Raw genomic sequence first — 19,290 nt, forward strand, 5'->3', positions numbered from 1 at the left:
CCCCCGGCTCGAGCGGAGTCGAGAGTGGGGGGATGTGCGTCAGCGCGAGACCTTGCCGGCCTTGATGCACGAGGTGCAAGCGTTCACGCGCTTCGGCGTCCCGCCCACCACGGTACGGACGCGCTGGATGTTGGGGTTCCAGCGACGGGACGTACGGCGGTGCGAGTGCGAGATGTTGTTGCCGAAGCTCGGCCCCTTGCCACAGACGTCGCAGTTGGCAGCCACGGGTCACTCCAAAGACTTCAGATGCACTTACGGATGATCCCGGCATGCCGGGATCAGGATCTAGGATCTGAGTGGCGCTGCCAGGGGGATGGCCCGATGCGGATCGGGCAACCGGAGCAGCATACAACGACTGCGCCAGTGCAACGAAACTACCATGGCTGCTCAGGGCCCTGCCCCCCGCCCCGGTCGGTCCCCGCCCGCTCCTGCCCGGCCCGCTTTCCGGCGGACCCCGGCCCGGGGTCTACGCTGCGTCCAGTCCAGCAGCTCAAGGAGGCGCAGGTGGCGCAGGTGCCGCAGACATTCTTCGATGCTCTCGCGGTGCGTACCTGGTGCGGCCTGGCGCTCACGGCGCTGGGCCGGGCGCGCGAGGAGATCGACGCGATCAACGTCTATCCGGTCGCGGACGGGGACACCGGCACCAACCTGTACCTGACCGTCGAGTCCGCGGCGACCGCCGTCGAGGCGGTGTTCGCCGGCTACGAGGCCGGTTCCGGTGCCGGCTCCGTGCCTGCCGGGAAGCCCTCTCTCGCCGACGCCGCGCGCGCGATGGCGCACGGCGCGCTCATCGGGGCGCGCGGGAACTCGGGGACGATCCTCGCGCAGCTGCTGCGCGGCATGGCCCAGGTGCTCACCGCCGAGGGTGAGACCCCTCACACCGACGGGGACGGGCTCGGCCTGGCCCTTCGGCACGCGGCCGACTCCGCACGCCAGGCCGTCGCCCACCCCGTCGAGGGCACCGTGCTGTCGGTCGCCTCGGCCGCCGCCGACGCGGCGGAGGGAGCCGAGGGGGACTGCGGGACGGTCGCCAGGGCGGCCTACCGGGGGGCGTGCGTGGCGCTCGCCGCCACCCCGGGCCAGCTGGCCGTCCTGGAGCACGCCGGAGTGGTGGACGCGGGCGGCCGGGGGCTGGTCGCGGTTCTCGCGGCCTTGGTGGAGACGTTCACCGGGGAGGTGCCGGAGCTCTCGGGCGCCGTGTCGGCAGCCGCTGCCGCAGCAGCCGCCCACGGGCGCGTGGAAGCCGCGCGGGTGGCGGACCGCGCCGGCGACGGACCGGACGGCGAAGGCCGCGGGGAAGGCGAGAGCGGTGAAGGCGGTCCCGCCTTCGAGGTGATCTATCTGCTGGAGGCCGAGGACACGGCCGTGGCGCGGCTGCGGCAGCGGCTGGACGCCCTGGGCGATTCGCTGGTCGTGGTCGGCGGCGACGGCCTGTGGAACGTGCACGTGCACGTGGACGACGCGGGCGCCGCCGTGGAGGCGGGCGTCGAGGCGGGCCGGCCGTACCGGATCCGCATCACCCACTTCGGCGCCGACGACGCGCACACGCGCGGTGGTGAGCGTCCGCCGCGCGAGCGCGTCCAGCGGGCGGTCGTCGCCGTGGTGCCCGGCGAGGGCCTGGCCGGGCTGTACACCGAGGCGGGCGCGACCACCGTGCTCGCGCGTCCCGGGGAGCCGCCCGCCAGCGGAGAGCTCGTCGAGGCCGTACGACGGGCACACGCGCGTGAGGTCGTGCTGCTGCCCAACGACGCCGATCTGCGGCACACCGCCGCCGCGGCCGCCGAGCAGGCCCGCACGGAGGGCATCCGGGTGGCGCTGATCCCCACCCGGTCCGCGGTCCAGGGGATCGCCGCGCTGGCCGTGCACGAGCCGGACCGCCGCTTCGACGAGGACGTGGTCTCCATGACCTCGGCGGCGGGCGCCACCCGCTACGCCGAGGTCACCGTCGCCGAGCGCCAGTCGTGGACCATGGCCGGCATCTGCCAGGCCGGTGACGTCCTCGGGCTGATCGACGGCGACGTGGCCGTCATCGGCTCCGATGTCACCGCCGCCGCCGAGACCGTCCTGAACCGCATGCTGGCGGCGGGCGGCGAACTCGTCACCCTGGTGCTCGGCGACGAGGCGCCCGAAGGCGTCGCCGAGCACCTGGAGACACGGGTGCGGGAGGCCTACCTCGCCGTGGACACGGTGGTGTACCGGGGAGGACGGCAGGGTGCGTTGGTGTTGATCGGGGTGGAGTAGACGTCGGCGTAGGAGTGCAGTAGGGGTGCAGTACGGGCGGTGAAGCAGGGGGTGCAGTCGGGGGGGGGAGGGGGGAGTCGGGCGACGGGATCGTTCAACGATCCTTCTGTTCCTCCGCCGCCTGCAACAACTGCTCCGCTTCGGCCCGCCGCGCCCGCACCGTCTCGTCCACCCCGCCCTCGTCGCCGCCGCTGTGGGCGCCCGGGTCGGCATCGTCCTCGGCGTCGGCGTAAGCCCGCAGGACCGCACGCGCGCGTGCCGCCGCCGCCGCGGGGCGTCCCAGGTCGGTCTCCAGCCAGCCCGCGGCCAGCTCCGCGCCGGTCCGGGCGTGCACGGTGCCCTCGCCCAGGGCGACGAACACCGCGACGGCCTCGGCCATCTGGGAGAGCGCCTCGTCCAGGGTCGCCCGGATCGAGTCGTCGTCGGCGTCCTCGGCGGCGGAACGGGCGAGCAGGTCACCGAACTGGCGGTGGGTGTGGCCGAGTTCGGAGACGAGCCGCAGCCGCGCCTCGTCGTCGTCCGCCGCGTCGAAGGCGTCCGCGCACTCCTCCACGGCACTCGTCATCAGGTCGCGAGCGGCGTCCGTCCCGTCCTCGGTGCGCAGGGCCAGCCACGCGCGGGCGCGCAGCGAGCGGACGAGCCCGTGCACGTTGCCGAGGCCGCGCCACAGCTCGCCCGCGCGTGCGTACGCCTGGTCCGCCTCGGTGCGCAGACCGGCCTGGCCGAGCGACTCGGCGGCCAGGTGGGCGAGGGTCGCGTGGTCGTGCTGCTCGGGCCAGTGCCGGGCGATCTCGGCGGCCTGGAGCCGGCGTTCGGCGGCGTCCCGGTGTTCCCCGAGCTCGCTCAGACAGTCACCCAGCCACCACTGCGTCTGGACGACCGCGCCGTCGCCGTGCGTCTCGGCGGTCAGTTCGGCCAGCGCGGACTCCAGCACCTCCGCGGCCTCGGCCCAGCGGCCCTGCCTCACCAGGAACCCGCCGAGCTGGTGCCGCGCCCACGCGCCGAGCGTGGGGCCCGCACCCGCCTCGTCCGCCCAGTGCGCCGCCTCCAGGGCGTGTTCCGCGGCCTCTTCGGCCTCCCCCCGGCCTCCGACGACCTCGGCGAGCTGGAGGTGCAGCTGGGCCCGGCCGACCGCCTCCAGGTACGGTCCGCCGTGCTCCAGGGCCGCCCGCAGGGCCCGCTCGGCCTCCCGCATGTCACCCAGCTGATGGGCGAGACCGGCCAGCCGGGCCTCGTACTCCACGGCGAACCACGGCAGACCCGTGGCGATGAACTCCGCCGCGGCCCGCGCGAACAGCTCCGCGCCCGCCTCCGGGTTCCCGGAGTGCGTCGCCAGCTCCGCCAGCATCGCGTGCCCCTCGGCGACCCGGGCGGCGAGCCGCACGTCGGTCCCCGCGCGCCCTTCGACGAGCGCCAGAAGCTCGCGCACCGCGGCCTCCGCCTCCGCGAGGATCGCCTCGTCGACGACCTCCCCCTCGGCCTCGTGGACGCGCCGCATCAGGATCCGCGCCCGGCCCATCAGCACGCCCGCCGCCTGCGGCACCTCCGTGTCGCCCTCGGCGTACAGGGCGAGCACCCGGTCGTACGGCTCGGCGACCGCCGCCAGCGCCTCGTCGATCTCGCCGGTCAGCGCACGGACGTACGCCGCACGCGCGCGTGCGGCCAGGGCCTCGCCGGGGTCGCCCGCCCGCGCGTACAACTCGGCGGCGTGCTCGAACGCCTCGGCGCCGTCCGGACCGAGACCTATCGCCTCGTGGTCGGCGATCTCCGCGCGGTCCCGCGCCGCCAGCTCGACGCCCTCCACCTCCTCGGCCAGCCGGGCCACCCGCGCCCACGCCTCCACGGCATGCGGCTGGAGCGTGTCGGACAGCCGCTGGGCCTCGGCGAGCAGGACCGACAGGTCGGGTTCGACGGCCTCCTGAACAGGAGCCGGAGTCGTGGCCCCGGGCGCCGCCGCGGCCACGGCGGAGGCGGGACGAGCCGCCCGTACGCCCAGCGGCAGCCGTTCCACCAGGGGCTGCCGGTCCATACGCGCGCGTGCCCGCTCGCTGACGTACGACGTGCCGTTGCGCTCGTCGAAGCGCGCGGCCAGCGCCAGGGCCTCCACGCGCGCGTGCTCCGCGAGTTCCGACGCCGTCCACTCCCGCCCGGCCGGCCCGGGCACCCGCTGACCGTCGAGACCCAGCTCGGACAGACGCCCCATGAGCAGCACCACCACGCTGAGGAACTCCAGCTTGCTGTGCGGATGCCCCTCGTCCGTGAAGTACGTCGGCCGCTCCGCGAGCAGCTCCAGGCCCCGCGCCTCGTTGCCGGTCAGCGCGCAGAACTCGACGTGGTCGGCGTAGGCGCCCCGCATGCTCTCCATGGACCGCACCAGCCGGAAGCCCCGCAGATGGTGCGCGCGGGCCTCCTCCGCGCGGCCGAGCCGCAGCAACGGCACCAGGGACGACGCGAGCACCGTGTGCGGCTCGTGCGCGCACGTGTACTCGCCCTCCAGGACCGGCGCCCACAGCGCGAGCGCCTCCGCGTCGCGGCCCCGCTCCGCCTGCCACCAGCCCTGTCCGTGCAGCTCGCACGCGTGACAGTCGGCCATGGTGTCCCGGTCCGCGGCCAGCCACGCGGAGAACGCCCGCTCCGCCCGCTCCACGTCGCCCACGTGCGCGGCCACGCTGAACTCGGCGCTGCGCACCGCCCGCGCGGAGTGCCCGGCGAGCCGGTAGCGGTGCTCCATCTCGCCGAGCCACTTCTCGACCGACGCCAGCGGCACGTGCGGCTGGTCGAGCATGCCGGCCGACATCCACTTGAAGACCCAGTGCAGCGAGTGCGTCTCGTACTCGTCGAAGTCCTCGGGCCGTTCGTCCCACATGCGCAGCAGCCGCGCGAACGGGACGAACATCTTCGCCTTCTCGGAGCTGTAGTTGTAGACCTTCAGCTGGTGCCCGAGCGCCTCGATCACGGCGAGCGGGATGCCGAGCCTCTCGGCCTCCACCAGCAGCTGCTCCGCGCGCGCGTTGCGGGCCGGGCCCTCCGGCTGCTCGCCGTTCTCCGCCATCGCCCGGCGGAGGGAGTCGAAGTCCGTGATCTCGCTCATCAGTGACCGCCCTGTTCCTCTGTCGGCTCCCCGTGTGCCGACTCCCCGTGCGTGGCCCATTCCAGGAGGCCGATGAACGCCCGGTTCAGCAGCGCCGAGTCCGCGGGCCGCAGCGGGCGCTGCGCCATCAGCAGCGCCTGCCCGTACAGCGACTCCGTGGCGGTGCCGATCAGCTCGGGATCGTTCAACGAACTGATCCGCCGTATCAGCGGGTTGAGATGGTTGAGCACCAGACGCGCGCGCGGGGCGCTCCCGCGCAGCGAGCCCAGAATGCCCGCCCACAAATCGTCGGCCTGCGCCTCGGCCTGCGCGCGTGCCTGCTCGTGCCGGGCCCCCCGGTCGTCGAGATGCAGCGCGGGCACCGACAACGGGTGAAAGGCCCGCAGGACGACATCGCAGCCCAGCGGGTCGAGCGTCGCCCGCGCGGCCGCCAGGAAGCCCGCCAGCGCCAGCTCGTCGGCCGCGACGACGGTGTCCAGGTGGGCGGTCACGGTGTCCGCGTCCAGCTCGGCGACCACCGTCCCAGGCCGCACCGACGGCAGCGCCTCGACCAGCTCGCTGTCGTACGTGTAACCGCCGTTGACCACCCCGACGCCCTGCGCGGACGCGATCGGCGCGACCTGCCGGTACTCCTCCACGGTCCGCGTGAAGTGCACCACCGGGTGCCGCTGCGCGAACTCCTCCAGCGACAGTCGCCCGTCGGTCGTCTCGAAGGGCAACCACGGCAGCATCGTGCGCAGCATCTCCTCGTCGTGCCGCGCCAGGGACTTCACGCCCAGGTGGTGCACCTCCAGGAAGGCCGCCAGCCGTTTCGGATCACCGGCGGCCAGACCCGTCAGCCACGACCGGATCCTTTCCCCCAGCGCCTCCCGAACCGCCGCCAGCGTCTCGTCCTCGTAGAGCGACTCCCGCGAGGCCGTCGGCCGCAGACTGTCGGTGTCCAGGACGCAGCGTACGAAGAACGCCCAGTCGGGCAGCAGCTGTTCGCCCCGCTCGGTCAGCAGCATCCCCTTGAGGTGCACCCGGTGACCGGCACGTTGCGCAGGGCTCACCGCTGACGGCAGCACGTACGCCACCCCGCGGACCCCCGCCACCGGCAGGTCCAGCTCCACCGAGTCCAGCGGCGTGAACCCGAACAGCTCGTGACAGTGCCGGGCCAGCGCAACCCGCCGGTTGGCGGGGGAGGGGTAGGACCGGTTCCAGGGTGCCGGCAGATCGGTGACCGCCTCGTCGCCGACCCGGACGTCGTAGGGCAGCAGCGATCCGAAGTCCCGGGCCAGCGCCAGCACCCGCGGCTCCGTGAGCCACTCGGCGGCACCGGCCCGGGCCACCAGATGCACGGTGGTGCCCGGCTCGGGGCGCTCCTCGTGGGGCAGCGTCCGCACGGTGTACGAGCCGTCGTCGCGCGCCGTCCACTCCACCGGCGGCGCGTCCGGCGTGCGGGCGCTGCGGCTGACCACGCGGATCCGTTCGGCCACCACGAAACAGGCCAGCAGCCCGATGCCGAACTGCCCGAGGAAGTCCGAACGGACGTCCTGGAGCCCCTCGGCGCGCTTGGAGCTGCGCCCGATCGTCGCCAGCAGGCTGTGCACGTCTGCCTCGGTGAGCCCGACGCCGGAGTCCTCCACCCGCAGCCGGCCCTCGGCCGCGAACAGCCGCACCCGCGCCGGGGCATCGGGCTCCTCGGCCCGCCGGGCGGTGATCGCGTCCACGGCGTTCTGGAGCAGTTCCCGCAGGTAGACCTTGGGGCTGGAGTAGAGGTGATGGGACAGCAGGTCCACCAGACCACGCAGGTCGACCTGGAACGTGTGAGGCGGCTGGGGTGCCTGGGATGGCTGTGAGGTCTGGGAGTCCATCGCTGCAGCGCCGCGGGCTGGGGGAGGAGCACGGCGCGGGGTCGGGCGGTCCCGGTGGGGCGGTGACCGCGGATGATGGCCGGAGCGCGCCATCCTAGAGCCCGAACGAGCCGTCTGACCAGGGGTTTCGGGACACGTATACGGCAATGTCAGTGGCGTGGTGTGCAATGGATCTCGTGCCCGCGCTGAAAGAACCACTGCAACAACCACTGAAGTCAGTGCTCGGCCCCGCCACCGCGAAGGTGATGGCCGAGCACCTCGGCCTGCATACCGTCGGCGACCTCCTGCACCACTACCCCCGCAGATACGAGGAGCGCGGCCAGCTCACCCACCTCGCCGACCTCCCCATGGACGAGCACGTCACCGTGGTCGCCCAGGTCGCCGACGCCCGCCTGCACAGCTTCGCCTCGGCCAAGGCCCCGCGGGGCAAGGGCCAGCGCCTGGAGGTGACCATCACCGACGGCAGCGGCCGGCTCCAGCTGGTCTTCTTCGGCAGCGGCGTCCACAAACCCCACAAGGATCTCCTGCCGGGCACGCGCGCGATGTTCTCGGGCAAGGTCTCGGTCTTCAACCGCCGCCTCCAGCTGGCCCATCCGGCCTACGAACTGCTGCGGGCCGACACCGAAGAATCGGTCGAGACCTGGGCCGGCGCCCTCATCCCGCTCTACCCCGCCACCGCGAAACTGGAGTCCTGGAAGATCGGCAAGGCGATCCAGACCGTCCTGCCCAGCGCGCAGGAGGTGCTCGACCCCCTCCCGGACTCGCTGCGCGACGGCCGCGGCCTGGTCTCCCTCCCCGAGGCCCTGCTGAAGATCCACCGCCCCCAGACCAAGGCGGACATCGCCGACGCCCGCGCACGGCTGAAGTGGGACGAGGCGTTCGTCCTCCAGGTCGCCCTCGCCCGTCGCCGCCACGCCGACGCCCAACTCCCGGCCGTCCCCCGCGAGCCCGCCGCCGACGGCCTGCTGACCTCCTTCGACGCCCGTCTCCCCTTCACCCTCACCGAAGGCCAGCAGAAGGTCTCGAAGGAGATCTTCGACGACCTGGCGACGGACCATCCGATGCACCGGCTGCTGCAGGGCGAGGTCGGTTCGGGCAAGACCCTGGTCGCCCTGCGCGCCATGCTCGCCGTGGTCGACGCCGGCGGGCAGGCCGCGATGCTCGCCCCCACCGAGGTCCTCGCCCAGCAGCACCACCGCTCCGTCGTCGAGATGATGGGCGAGCTGGCCGAGGGCGGCATGCTGGGCGGATCCGAGCGGGCCACCAAGGTCGTGGTGCTGACCGGGTCCATGGGCACGGCCGCCCGCAGGCAGGCGCTGCTCGACCTCGTCACCGGCGAGGCCGGCATCGTGATCGGCACGCACGCGCTGATCGAGGACAAGGTCCGCTTCCACGACCTCGGGCTGGTCGTCGTCGACGAGCAGCACCGCTTCGGTGTCGAACAACGCGACGCGCTGCGCGGCAAGGGCAAGCAGCCCCCGCACCTGCTCGTCATGACGGCCACGCCCATCCCGCGCACCGTCGCCATGACGGTCTTCGGCGACCTGGAGACGTCCGTCCTCGACCAGCTCCCGGCCGGCCGCTCGCCCATCGCCAGCCATGTCGTCCCGGCCGCCGACAAGCCGCACTTCCTGGCCCGCGCCTGGGAGCGGGTCCGCGAGGAGGTCGGCAACGGCCATCAGGCGTACGTGGTCTGCCCGCGCATCGGCGACGACGTCGACGAACCGGGGAGCCCGAAGAAGGCCGGAGCCAAGAAGAAGTCCCCCGAGGACGAGGCCGAGAAGCGGCCGCCGCTCGCCGTCCTGGACATCGCCGACCAGCTCGCCAAGGGGCCCCTGCACGGCCTCGGGGTCGAGGTCCTGCACGGCCGCATGCCCCCCGACGACAAGGACGCCGTCATGCGCCGTTTCGCCGCGGGCGACACCGACGTCCTGGTCGCCACGACCGTCATCGAGGTCGGCGTCAACGTCCCGAACGCCACCGCGATGGTGATCATGGACGCCGACCGCTTCGGCGTCTCCCAGCTGCACCAGCTGCGCGGGCGCGTCGGCCGGGGCTCGGCGCCCGGACTGTGCCTCCTGGTCTCCGAGATGCCGGAGGCGAGCGCGGCCCGCCAGCGCCTCGACGCCGTCGCCGCCACCCTCGACGGCTTCGAGCTCTCCCGGATCGACCTCGAACAGCGGCGCGAGGGCGACGTCCTGGGCCAGGCCCAGTCCGGCGCCCGCTCCAGCCTGCGCGTACTCGCGGTCATCGAGGACGAGGAGGTGATCGCGGAGGCGCGCGAGGAGGCGGCCCGCCTGGTCGCCGCGGACCCGGAGCTGGAGACCCTGCCCGGCCTGCGCACGGCCCTGGACGCCCTCCTGGACGAAGAGCGGGAGCAGTACCTGGACAAGGGCTGAGGCCGGCCGCCCCGGGACGCGGGGCGATCCCGGGGCGCGGCTCCGCCGCCGGGGTGCGACGGTCCACGGCCCGCGGCCGCTCCCGCCGGAGCGCACCCGCACACCTGCGCCTGCCAGACTGGACGGGTACCCGCCCCCGAACAAGGACCCCGAGATGACCCGCGTGATCGCCGGCGCAGCCGGTGGACGTCGCCTGGCGGTCCCGCCAGGCACCGGCACCCGCCCCACCTCCGACCGCGCACGCGAGGGTCTCTTCTCCACCTGGCAGTCCCTGCTGGGCGGCCCCCTCGGCGGCGAACGCGTCCTCGACCTGTACGCGGGCTCTGGCGCGGTGGGCCTGGAGGCCCTCTCCCGGGGCGCGGGCCACACCCTCCTCGTCGAGGCCGACGCGCGGGCGGCGCGCACGGTCCGGGAGAACGTGAAGGCCCTCGGCCTGCCCGGCGCGGAGGTCAGGGCCGGCAAGGCCCAGCAGATCATCCAGACACCGCCGGCAGAGGCGTACGACCTCGTCTTTCTCGATCCCCCGTACGCCGTCTCGAACGACGATCTTCGGGAGATTCTGCTCACACTCCGCTCGGGGGGCTGGCTCGCGGCCGATGCCCTCGTCACCGTGGAGCGCAGCACCAGAGGTGGGGAGTTCCCCTGGCCGGACGGCTTCGAGGCGCTTCGGGCCCGTCGCTACGGCGAGGGAACGTTTTGGTACGGTCGCGCCGCCTCTACGTGCGAAGACGCACGATGACCGGACTGGAGAGCGAGGGACCACAAGTGCGCCGTGCCGTCTGTCCCGGGTCGTTCGACCCGATCACCAACGGACACCTCGACATCATTTCCCGCGCCTCTCGTCTGTACGACGAGGTCTATGTCGCGGTCATGATCAACAAGGCCAAGAAGGGCCTGTTCGAGATCGACGAGCGGATCGACCTGATCCGCCAGGTCACCGCCGAGTACGGCAACGTCCGGGTCGAGGCCTTCCACGGCCTCCTCGTCGACTTCTGCAAGCAGCGCGAGATTCCGGCCATCGTCAAGGGTCTGCGGGCGGTCAGCGACTTCGACTACGAGCTGCAGATGGCCCAGATGAACAACGGCCTGTCGGGCGTCGAGACGCTGTTCGTGCCGACCAACCCCACGTACAGCTTCCTCTCCTCCTCCCTGGTCAAGGAGGTCGCCACCTGGGGTGGCGACGTCTCCCACCTGGTGCCGCCGCTGGTCCTGGAAGCACTGGGCGAACGGCTCAGGAAGGACTGACCCCGGGACCGGTCCGCTGACGGCCCGTCACCCGGTGTCCGGCGGACACCTCATGGCCGTACAGTCGTCCCGTCCGTCTCCAACACAGCGCAGAGAGTGGCGAGCAACCGGTGGACGTGCAGAAGAAGCTCGACGAGATCGTCACGGCGGTCTCCAGTGCCCGGTCGATGCCGATGTCGGCCTCGTGCGTGGTCAACCGCGCGGACCTGCTCGCCCTGCTGGAAGAGGTGCGCGGGGCCCTTCCCGACTCCCTCGCCCAGGCCGAGGAGTTGATCGGCGGCCGCGAGCAGATGGTCGAGCAGGCCCGCCAGGAGGCCGAGCGGATCATCTCCACCGCGCACGCCGAGCGCGGCTCCCTGATCTCCGACACCGAGATCGCCCGCCGCTCGCAGTCCGAGGCGGACCGCATCCTCGCCGAGGCCCGCAAGGAGGCCGAGGAGGTCCGTGCCGAGGCCGACGACTACGTCGACTCCAAGCTCGCGAACTTCGAGGTCGTCCTCACCAAGACGCTCGGCTCCGTCGGCCGCGGCCGCGAGAAGCTCCTCGGCACCGGACCCGGTACCGACGAGCACGGCTACGAGGACGAGGACGCCCCCGAGCGCAGCCACGACCCCGAGACCCTGCGCCGCGACGCCGACGCCTACGTCGACACCAAACTGGGTGCCTTCGAGGCGGTCCTCGCCAAGACCCTGGACGCGGTCGGCCGCGGCCGCCAGAAGCTGCACGGCCGGATCGCCACGGACGACCTCGGCGCCCTCGCCGACGACGCCACGATGTTCCAGCACTCCTCCGACGCCGACTACCTCGCCGACCTGACCGCCCTCGCGGAGCAGGACGCCGCGGCGGCCCAGCCCGTCCAGCAGCCGTACGACCAGCCGGAACCGCAGCCGGCCTACGGCTACCAGCAGCAGACGGACCCCTACGGCGGCTATCAGCAGCAACAGCAGCAGGGCTACGGCCAGCAGGACGCCTACGGCTACCAGCAGCAGGCCGACCCGTACTCCCCCACTTTCGACTACGCGCCGGCGGGCGGGGCCCCCGTCCAGGGCTACGACACCCAGCAGGCCCCGTACGACCCGAACCAGGCCGTGCAGCAGCCCCAGCAGCAGGTCCAGCAGGGATACGCCCTCGACGAGACCAGCCTCTTCGACACCGGCATGATCAGTGCCGAGCAGCTGCGCGCCTTCGAGCAGGAACGCGGCCTGTAGCACCGGGGCAGCCCGGGAAAAGGCCCCGGATTGGGCTGTGGGCGAATGCTCCAGTATCCTGGCTCTTCGGTCGCGTGTACGTCCGCGATCACAGCTGCCCGCAGCACCGTAGTAGGGCAGCGTCCCCCGAGCTCAGAAGATCGAAAGCAGGAATGGCCCTGAACGCCCGCCTCGACCACCGCAAGCCTCTCGTGTTCGACACGCACGAGCTGGGGCGGCGTCCTGGTGCGCTACAGCGCCTGACCCGCGAGTTCGACGCTCCCCGGGATCTCGGGATCCAGGGAGTGATCGGAGTGCCGGAAGGCGCCCCGGTGGAGCTCGACCTCCGACTCGAGTCGGTCATGGAAGGTGTGCTCGTCACAGGCACCGCCCGTGCACAGGCCGAGGGGGAGTGCGTAAGGTGTCTGGAGCCGCTGGAGCTGGAGCTCGAAGCGGACTTCCAGGAGATGTTCTCGTACCCTGACGCCGACGACCGGGGCCGCCCCAAAGCGGAGCCGGTCGACGACGCCGAGGAAGACGAGGACAGGCTCTTCATCGAGGACGGCTTGTTCGACCTCGAGCCCGTGCTGCGTGATGCGGTGGTGCTCGCACTGCCGATGCAGCCGGTGTGCCAGGACGACTGTCTGGGCCTGTGTTCCGAGTGCGGAGCGCGGCTCACGGACGACCCGGACCACCACCACGACGCCACCGACATCCGTTGGGCGGCATTGCAGGGACTCGCCGGTTCACTCGAAGACGGCGAGAAGGACGAGATGAGTGGCGAAGCGCCTCGACCGGCGCGCGCCAACGAGAAGCAGGAGAAGTAGCCGTGGCTGTTCCGAAGCGGAAGATGTCGCGCAGCAACACGCGCCACCGCCGGTCGCAGTGGAAGGCTGCGGTCCCCACCCTGGTTGCGTGCGAGCGCTGCCACGAGCCCAAGCTGCAGCACATTGCGTGCCCGTCTTGCGGCACCTACAACAAGCGCCAGGTTCTCGAGGTCTGAGCGGCTGGTGAGAGGCTCCATGTCTGACGCCAAGGCGGACACGACCGCCAAGAAAAAGGCGGAGAACACGGCCTCGTCCCACACGCTTCTGGAAGGGCGGCTCGGCTATCAGCTCGAGTCCGCCCTTCTGGTGCGTGCGCTGACCCACCGTTCCTTCGCATACGAGAACGGCGGTCTGCCGACGAACGAGCGGCTGGAGTTCCTCGGGGACTCCGTGCTCGGCCTCGTCGTCACGGACACGCTGTATCGCACCCACCCCGACCTGCCCGAAGGCCAGCTGGCCAAGTTGCGGGCCGCGGTGGTCAACTCGCGTGCGCTGGCGGAGGTCGGCCGTGGCCTCGACCTGGGTTCCTTCATCCGGCTCGGCCGGGGTGAAGAAGGCACGGGCGGCCGGGACAAGGCATCCATCCTCGCCGACACCCTCGAAGCGGTGATCGGCGCGGTCTATCTCGATCAGGGCCTCGACGCGGCCTCCGAACTGGTTCACCGCCTGTTCGACCCGCTGATCGAGAAGTCCTCGAACCTCGGTGCCGGCCTGGACTGGAAGACCAGCCTCCAGGAGCTCACCGCGACCGAAGGCCTCGGCGTCCCCGAGTACCTGGTCACGGAGACCGGCCCCGACCACGAGAAGACCTTCACTGCTGCTGCCCGCGTCGGAGGCGTCTCGTACGGCACCGGCACCGGCCGCAGCAAGAAGGAGGCGGAGCAGCAGGCCGCCGAGTCCGCATGGCGGTCCATCCGGGCCGCGGCGGACGAGCGTGCCGAGGCGGCGAAGGCCGTCGAGGCCGTCCCGGCCGCCGACGGCAGCCCGGACCCGGAGTCCGCCTCCGCCTGATGAACAGCGGCACGGCAGAAAAGTAGAACAGCAGTACGAGACGAGCGCCCGCCCCCCGTTGGGAGGCGGGCGCTCCGTACGGGGGATCCCATGCCCGAGTTGCCCGAGGTCGAAGTCGTCCGGCGCGGTCTGGAGCGGTGGGTCGCCCATCGCACGGTCGCCGAGGCCGAGGTGCTGCACCCGCGTGCCGTACGCCGTCATGTCGCCGGCTCCGACGACTTCGCGCACCGGCTCAAGGGCCACCGCATCGGCACCCCCAGCCGCCGGGGCAAGTATCTGTGGCTGCCGCTGACGGACACGCACCAGGCGGTCCTCGCCCACCTCGGTATGAGCGGGCAGCTCCTGGTCCAGCCGCACGAGGCCCCCGACGAGAAGCATCTGCGCGTCCGGGTGCGCTTCGCGGACGCGGTGAACACCGAACTGCGCTTCGTCGACCAGCGCACCTTCGGCGGACTGTCGCTGCACGACACCACCCCCGACGGCCTTCCGGACGTCATCGCGCACATCGCCCGTGACCCCCTCGACCCGCTGTTCGACGACGAGGCGTTCCACCAGGCGCTGCGGCGCAAGCGCACCACCATCAAGCGCGCCCTGCTCGACCAGTCGCTGATCAGCGGGGTCGGCAACATCTACGCGGACGAGGCGCTGTGGCGCGCCCGTCTGCACTACGACCGTCCGACCGCGAACTTCACCCGTCCCCGCACGCTCGAACTCCTCGGCCATGTCCGGGACGTGATGAACGCGGCCCTCGCCGTGGGCGGCACCAGTTTCGACAGCCTGTACGTCAACGTCAACGGCGAGTCGGGGTACTTCGACCGGTCGCTGGACGCGTACGGCCGCGAGGGTCTGCCCTGCAAGCGATGCGCCACGCCGATGGTGCGGCGCCCGTGGATGAACCGGTCGAGCTACTTCTGCCCGAAGTGTCAGAAGGTGCCGCGCGTCCCGTCGTAGCGCTCGCGGGCGGCGAGTACGTCGCCCATGCGCCCCTCCACGCAGTGGATGAGGGACAGCAGCCGCTCGGCCACCTCGCGTCCCAGCGGTGTCAGTTCGTAGTCCACGCGGGGCGGGTTGGTCGGCTGGGCCTCGCGGTGCACCAGGCCGTCGCGCTCCAGCGCGTGCAGCGTCTGGGACAGCATCTTCTCGCTCACGCCGTCCACCCGGCGGCGCAACTCGTTGAAGCGCAGCGAGCCCTCGTACAGCGCCCCGAGCGTGAGTCCGCCCCAGCGGCCCGTGACGTGCTCCAGCGTGCCGCGCGAGGGGCAGGCCTTGGCGAACACGTTGAACGGGAGGTCCCGGTCCTCCGCGCGCTCCTGGGTGACGTCCATGGCGCAAGCGTACTCGAAGGCAGCGCTATCCGGCAGGTTGCACTAACTAAAAGTTAGTGCTTTCCTGGGGTCACCGCATTCGACCTGCCCTGTTCGAGGAGTGCTGCCGCATGTCCACGCCCGTTATCGCTGTCGCCTACCACTCCGGCTACGGCCACACCGCCGTTCTCGCCGAGGCCGTCCGTGCCGGGGCCGCCGACGCCGGGGCGGAGGTGCGTCTGATCGAGGTCGACGCGATCACCGAGGAGCAGTGGACGCTGCTCGACGGCTCCGACGCGATCGTCTTCGGCTCGCCGACCTACATGGGGACCGCGTCCGGTGCCTTCCACGCCTTCGCCGAGGCGACCTCCGCGCGCTGGGCCACCCAGGCGTGGAAGGACAAGCTCGCCGCCGGGTTCACCAACTCGGGCTCCAAGAGCGGCGACAAGCTGCACACGCTGCAGTTCTTCCAGATCCTCGCCGCGCAGCTCGGCATGCACTGGGTCAACCTCGGCCTGCTGCCCGGCTGGAACAGCAGCACCGCGTCCGAGCACGACCTCAACCGCCTCGGCGTCTTCCTGGGCGCGGCCGCGCAGACCAACGTCGACGAGGGCCCGGACGCCGTCCACAAGGCCGACGTGGCGACGGCGGAACACCTGGGACGGCGCGTCGCCGAGACCGCGAAGGTCTTCCTGGCCGGCCGCACCCAGGCTGCTTGATCGTTTCTGCGGGGTCCGGTACCCGCCGCTCGATCCCTCTTCGGTCCTAGTAGCCGAAGAAGTGAAGGGCCGGGTCTCTGACCTGCGGCCGTGTGATCGACCAACGCTGCGACCTGCGACTTAGCTGTCGGTGGTTGTCGGCGTTGGTCGTCGTTGAGCACCCTTTGACGGCCCGGGGACGGCCCGGAGGGTGGGGATCCGCCCTCCCGCGTCAGGAACACGGCTTTTCCGTCTTCCGCGAGCAACGAGCGGCTGTACCTGGCTAGGGCGCCGAAAGGTTTGGGGTACCCGTACGCCGGATCATCACCACGACGTGCTGTGCATATTCCGGGCGCGTCCAGAGTCGTACAGGCCCCGCAGACGATTCACATTCGATCACCAGCGCACCAGTCGGGAGCTGCCACGCTTCGCGCGAGGTCGCTTCGCGTGCGCAGACGTAGTTCAGATCCGCCGGGAGTTCACGCAACCGTGTCCACGGCCAGCGAGGCTTCCACCGGAACTCGCTTCCGGCCTGCACCCGGCCAAGGCTGTATCGGCGTCCCTCGTCGGGCAGGTTAGCCCCGACCTGGAAGAAAACTGGCTCACCTGCTTCGGCCTGAGCAGCTGTCCGCCGGGCTCGCCGTGCCACGAGTATCGTCCCGATCACCGTGCCAACCAAGACCCAGAGCCACGTAAACATCCGTGAAGTAAAGCAGGCGGCCAACTGACCACCAAGGGGTTAGGCGCGCTTCTGACCTGACGTCACCCACCACTCGCCCCAGCTCCCACCCCGTCTGCCGTCGACCCACACACGGTGGAGCGGGCGTGGTTCAGGGCGTCAAGGTGGAGCGCACCACTGTACGAACGACCTTGACGCCCTGGGTCGCGTCTGCTCGGCTCTGCCTGGGTCGATGGCAGACGGGATGGGAGCTTCCCCGCGCTCGCCACCAACCGGCCGGCACTCGCGAACGGTGCCCCCGCCATCCTGGAGCCTGAGCGCCCACGCCGGAGGCATGTGTCCTTGTCTGTGCCTGGTGGGCGAGCCGTGTAGCTGTCCCCTTGTAGCCCCGGCATGTATTCGCCCCTTGTCGGCGCCGCCGCGCTGTGCGCGGCCCCTTTCCGAACGACGTGAGAAGACTGATCAGTCCTTGAGGTGCCGCTCTCAACCACGGGCGTGCCTGGAGCCAGTCCCAGAGCGGCCCGCTCGTCCTCGCTGGGCATGCGAGCACGGAGTTCTTCACTGAATCGGACTGGTTCGGCTCCGAGTTCGGCAAGGCGGGCGTGGCTCCCACCCGGGCCGGTGTTCTCCTGGGCGATGGCAGTCCCGCGTACCAGTTCGGCGGGAAGGTATGACGTTGCCATCTGAACCGGACGGTCTTCCACGACGAACTTGCGGCTACGAACGATGACGGGTGCGCCCGGCTCCATGTCGAGACAGCGGCTCACCTGGTGGGGTGCCTCCGTCTCGTAGACCCGCACGTCGGTCACCAGGGGGCGCTGGGCCACGTCCGCAGACCAGATGGACTGTCCCGCAGACCACCGCTCCTTAGCCAAGCGATCATTCGCCACGCGCCGGATCGGACGGAACTGTCGGACGTAGGTCCCGGAGCCTGGGCGAGCGACGGCGAGCCCTTCGCTCACGAGAATAAGGGGAAGTCTTCGGCCTGGCCGTGGAGGACGTGGACTTCCTCGGTGGGGTGATGCACATGGTCCGACAGGTCAAGCTGCTGCAACGTCATCGCGCGGTGTTCGCTGCACCCAAGGGAGGCAAGGAACGTGACGTGCCTCTGCCTGAGTCGGTGGCCTTCGCGCTGGCTGCGCATCTGAAGCGGCACCCGGCCGTGAAGGTCACCTTGCCGTGGAAGACGCTCGACGGTCCTCCGGTGACGGCATCGCTGATCTTCACCGGCTCCATCGGCCTGACCCTCGATCGGAACCGCTTCAACGATCGAGTGTGGCGGCCGGCGCTTCGGGCTGCGGGCGTGGAGACCGGGGGGGCAACGGCATGCACGCGCTGAGGCACTTCTACGCCTCGGTGCTCCTGGACGCGGGGGAGAGCATCAAGGCTCTCAGCGAGTACCTGGGCCACCATGACCCCGGATTCACCCTGCGCACATACACGCATCTGATGCCGTCCAGCGGGACCCGCACCCGGGCCGCCGTGGACCGCGTCTTCCGCGACGATGAACCTGCGGGAGACGGCCCGGAGACGGCCCAGGGACAGTCTTAGCCGTCTGACCTGCGGTTATCTCAGTAGCCGAAGTCCTGCGTCCACCAGGGGCCGCCGGAGCCCAGGTGGACACCGACGCCCAGCGTCTTGAAGTCGCAGTTCAGGATGTTGGCCTTGTGGCCGGGGCTGTTCATCCAGGCCTCCATGACCGCGGCCGCGTCGGCCTGGCCACGGGCTATGTTCTCGCCGCCGAGGTCGGATATCCCGGCCTTCGCGGCCCGGTCCCACGGGGTCGCCCCGTCCGGGTCGGTGTGGTCGAAGAAGCCGCGCGCGGCCATGTCGTCGCTGAACTTCTCGGCGAGGTCCGACAGCGCGCTGTTGGCGGAGACGGCACTGCAGCCGACCTTGGCCCGCTCCTCGTTGACCAGCTTCAGCACCTCGGCCGCGGCCTGCGCCTCGGCCGAGACCGTCACCGGGGACTCGGACTTCTCCGGTGCCTTGGTGGCCGTCTTCGACTTGGACGGAGTGGTCTTCGGCTTCTTCGAGGGCGTGGCCTGCGGCTCCTCGGTGGCCGTCTCGGTCGGCGACGCCGACGCGGTGGAGGTGGAGGGGGAAGGCGTCGTCGAGGCGGAGGGCGAGGTGGACCGGCCGGCGTCGCGGCTGGTCGACGTACCACCGCGTTCGGTGTCGGCGGCGGAGCCGGACGTGCCGCCCTGCTCGGAGGCCGAGTTGGTCGGGGAGTCGGCGGCCTGCACCTTGTCGCCCGAGCCGCTGCCGCCGCCGAGCTGGTAGTTGTCGAGACCGGGCACCACGCCCGTGGCCACCGCGACGGTGCCGATGGCGACGGCTGCGGAGACACCCAGCAGACCCGTCTTGACCGGCGTGGCGACCTTGCGCTTGCGGCGGCGGCCGGCCGCCGCCCGGTTCGAGCCCGGCCGCAGGTCACCGTCGTCGGGCCGGAAGCCGTCCACCGAGAAGACCGTGGTGTCGTCGTGGGCGTACTCGTCGCCGGTGGCGTACAGGTACTCCCGGCTTCTGGCGACGGAGTCGGCGTACGCCTCCGGGTTCAGATACGGCGCGATGCCCATCGTGGGGCGCTCGTCGGCGTACGGGTCCTGCGGGGTGTGACTGTCCGCGTGCGAGCCGTGCGTCTGTGTGACCCCCGTGGCGCGGCCCGTGGCGGCGCGGCCGGCGGCGGAGCGTCGGTGGCGTCCCATGTCCTTGCCTTCCTCGTCCAAGCGGTGTTCCCGGCGGTCGGCCG

At 71.5% G+C, this 19,290-nt stretch carries 16 protein-coding genes and 1 pseudogene; 11 read left to right on the plus strand and 6 right to left on the minus strand.

Annotation, left to right across the window (positions count from 1 at the left end; genetic code table 11):
• Window positions 1–39: 39 nt before the first annotated feature.
• Window positions 40–225 carry a 50S ribosomal protein L28 gene (rpmB, locus tag OG736_RS30840; RefSeq protein ID WP_013000438.1) on the minus strand — a complete coding sequence of 62 codons (186 nt, stop codon included), beginning with the start codon at window positions 223–225 and terminating at the stop codon, window positions 40–42.
• A gap of 279 nt (window positions 226–504) precedes the next feature.
• Between rpmB and OG736_RS30845 the strand changes: the two genes are divergently transcribed.
• Complete coding sequence (locus OG736_RS30845) at window positions 505–2,241, plus strand: DAK2 domain-containing protein (protein WP_327185266.1); 1,737 nt, start codon at window positions 505–507, stop codon at window positions 2,239–2,241.
• Window positions 2,242–2,335: 94 nt separating this feature from the next.
• Here the strand turns inward: OG736_RS30845 and OG736_RS30850 are convergent, their stop codons facing one another.
• The gene (locus OG736_RS30850; protein ID WP_327185267.1) at window positions 2,336–5,332 is read right to left on the minus strand and encodes a tetratricopeptide repeat protein; all 2,997 of its coding nucleotides are present in this window, start codon (window positions 5,330–5,332) and stop codon (window positions 2,336–2,338) included.
• Window positions 5,332–7,188, minus strand: a complete 1,857-nt coding sequence (locus OG736_RS30855) for an HSP90 family protein (protein ID WP_327185268.1) — start codon at window positions 7,186–7,188, stop codon at window positions 5,332–5,334. Before OG736_RS30855 ends, OG736_RS30850 begins: the two co-directional genes overlap by 1 nt.
• Window positions 7,189–7,355: 167 nt before the next feature.
• Between OG736_RS30855 and recG the strand changes: the two genes are divergently transcribed.
• The 8 genes from recG to mutM all read left to right on the plus strand — a co-directional run bounded on the left by recG (window position 7,356) and on the right by mutM (window position 14,808).
• On the plus strand, window positions 7,356–9,587 hold the full coding sequence (gene recG, locus OG736_RS30860; protein ID WP_327185269.1) for an ATP-dependent DNA helicase RecG: 2,232 nt from the start codon (window positions 7,356–7,358) through the stop codon (window positions 9,585–9,587).
• A 154-nt stretch (window positions 9,588–9,741) separates the two neighbouring features.
• The gene (rsmD, locus tag OG736_RS30865) at window positions 9,742–10,326 is read left to right on the plus strand and encodes a 16S rRNA (guanine(966)-N(2))-methyltransferase RsmD (protein WP_327185270.1); all 585 of its coding nucleotides are present in this window, start codon (window positions 9,742–9,744) and stop codon (window positions 10,324–10,326) included.
• A gap of 26 nt (window positions 10,327–10,352) precedes the next feature.
• Window positions 10,353–10,832 carry a pantetheine-phosphate adenylyltransferase gene (coaD, locus tag OG736_RS30870; protein ID WP_314219165.1) on the plus strand — a complete coding sequence of 160 codons (480 nt, stop codon included), beginning with the start codon at window positions 10,353–10,355 and terminating at the stop codon, window positions 10,830–10,832.
• A gap of 110 nt (window positions 10,833–10,942) precedes the next feature.
• Window positions 10,943–12,040, plus strand: coding sequence for a F0F1 ATP synthase subunit B (locus OG736_RS30875; RefSeq protein ID WP_327185271.1), 1,098 nt, complete (start codon window positions 10,943–10,945; stop codon window positions 12,038–12,040).
• Window positions 12,041–12,192: 152 nt separating this feature from the next.
• Window positions 12,193–12,846: a YceD family protein gene (locus OG736_RS30880; RefSeq protein WP_327187754.1), complete on the plus strand. Its 654-nt coding sequence runs from the start codon at window positions 12,193–12,195 to the stop codon at window positions 12,844–12,846.
• A 2-nt stretch (window positions 12,847–12,848) separates the two neighbouring features.
• On the plus strand, window positions 12,849–13,022 hold the full coding sequence (gene rpmF / locus OG736_RS30885; protein WP_007493396.1) for a 50S ribosomal protein L32: 174 nt from the start codon (window positions 12,849–12,851) through the stop codon (window positions 13,020–13,022).
• A 19-nt stretch (window positions 13,023–13,041) separates the two neighbouring features.
• Complete coding sequence (rnc, locus tag OG736_RS30890; protein WP_054239747.1) at window positions 13,042–13,857, plus strand: ribonuclease III; 816 nt, start codon at window positions 13,042–13,044, stop codon at window positions 13,855–13,857.
• Between the two features lie 90 nt (window positions 13,858–13,947).
• Window positions 13,948–14,808 (plus strand): bifunctional DNA-formamidopyrimidine glycosylase/DNA-(apurinic or apyrimidinic site) lyase, encoded by an 861-nt coding sequence (gene mutM / locus OG736_RS30895; protein WP_327185272.1) that lies wholly within the window; start codon window positions 13,948–13,950, stop codon window positions 14,806–14,808.
• On the opposite strand, the gene OG736_RS30900 is transcribed toward mutM, so the two are convergent.
• Complete coding sequence (locus OG736_RS30900; protein WP_327185273.1) at window positions 14,781–15,182, minus strand: winged helix-turn-helix transcriptional regulator; 402 nt, start codon at window positions 15,180–15,182, stop codon at window positions 14,781–14,783. The genes mutM and OG736_RS30900 overlap by 28 nt on opposite strands.
• A gap of 110 nt (window positions 15,183–15,292) precedes the next feature.
• On the opposite strand from OG736_RS30900, the gene OG736_RS30905 reads away from it, so the two are divergent.
• The gene (locus tag OG736_RS30905) at window positions 15,293–15,880 is read left to right on the plus strand and encodes a flavodoxin family protein (protein ID WP_327185274.1); all 588 of its coding nucleotides are present in this window, start codon (window positions 15,293–15,295) and stop codon (window positions 15,878–15,880) included.
• Between the two features lie 741 nt (window positions 15,881–16,621).
• Here OG736_RS30905 and OG736_RS30910 read toward each other — a convergent pair.
• Complete coding sequence (locus OG736_RS30910) at window positions 16,622–17,500, minus strand: UTRA domain-containing protein (protein WP_327185275.1); 879 nt, start codon at window positions 17,498–17,500, stop codon at window positions 16,622–16,624.
• 8 nt (window positions 17,501–17,508) lie between these two features.
• Here OG736_RS30910 and OG736_RS30915 point away from each other — a divergent pair.
• A pseudogene (locus OG736_RS30915) lies at window positions 17,509–18,089 on the plus strand (tyrosine-type recombinase/integrase); the annotation flags it as partial.
• A 20-nt stretch (window positions 18,090–18,109) separates the two neighbouring features.
• Here OG736_RS30915 and OG736_RS30920 read toward each other — a convergent pair.
• Complete coding sequence (locus tag OG736_RS30920) at window positions 18,110–19,246, minus strand: CAP domain-containing protein (protein ID WP_327185276.1); 1,137 nt, start codon at window positions 19,244–19,246, stop codon at window positions 18,110–18,112.
• Between the last annotated feature and the right edge of the window lie 44 nt (window positions 19,247–19,290).

It is taken from the genome of Streptomyces sp. NBC_01334, assembly GCF_035983595.1.
GTDB lineage: Bacteria > Actinomycetota > Actinomycetes > Streptomycetales > Streptomycetaceae > Streptomyces > Streptomyces coriariae.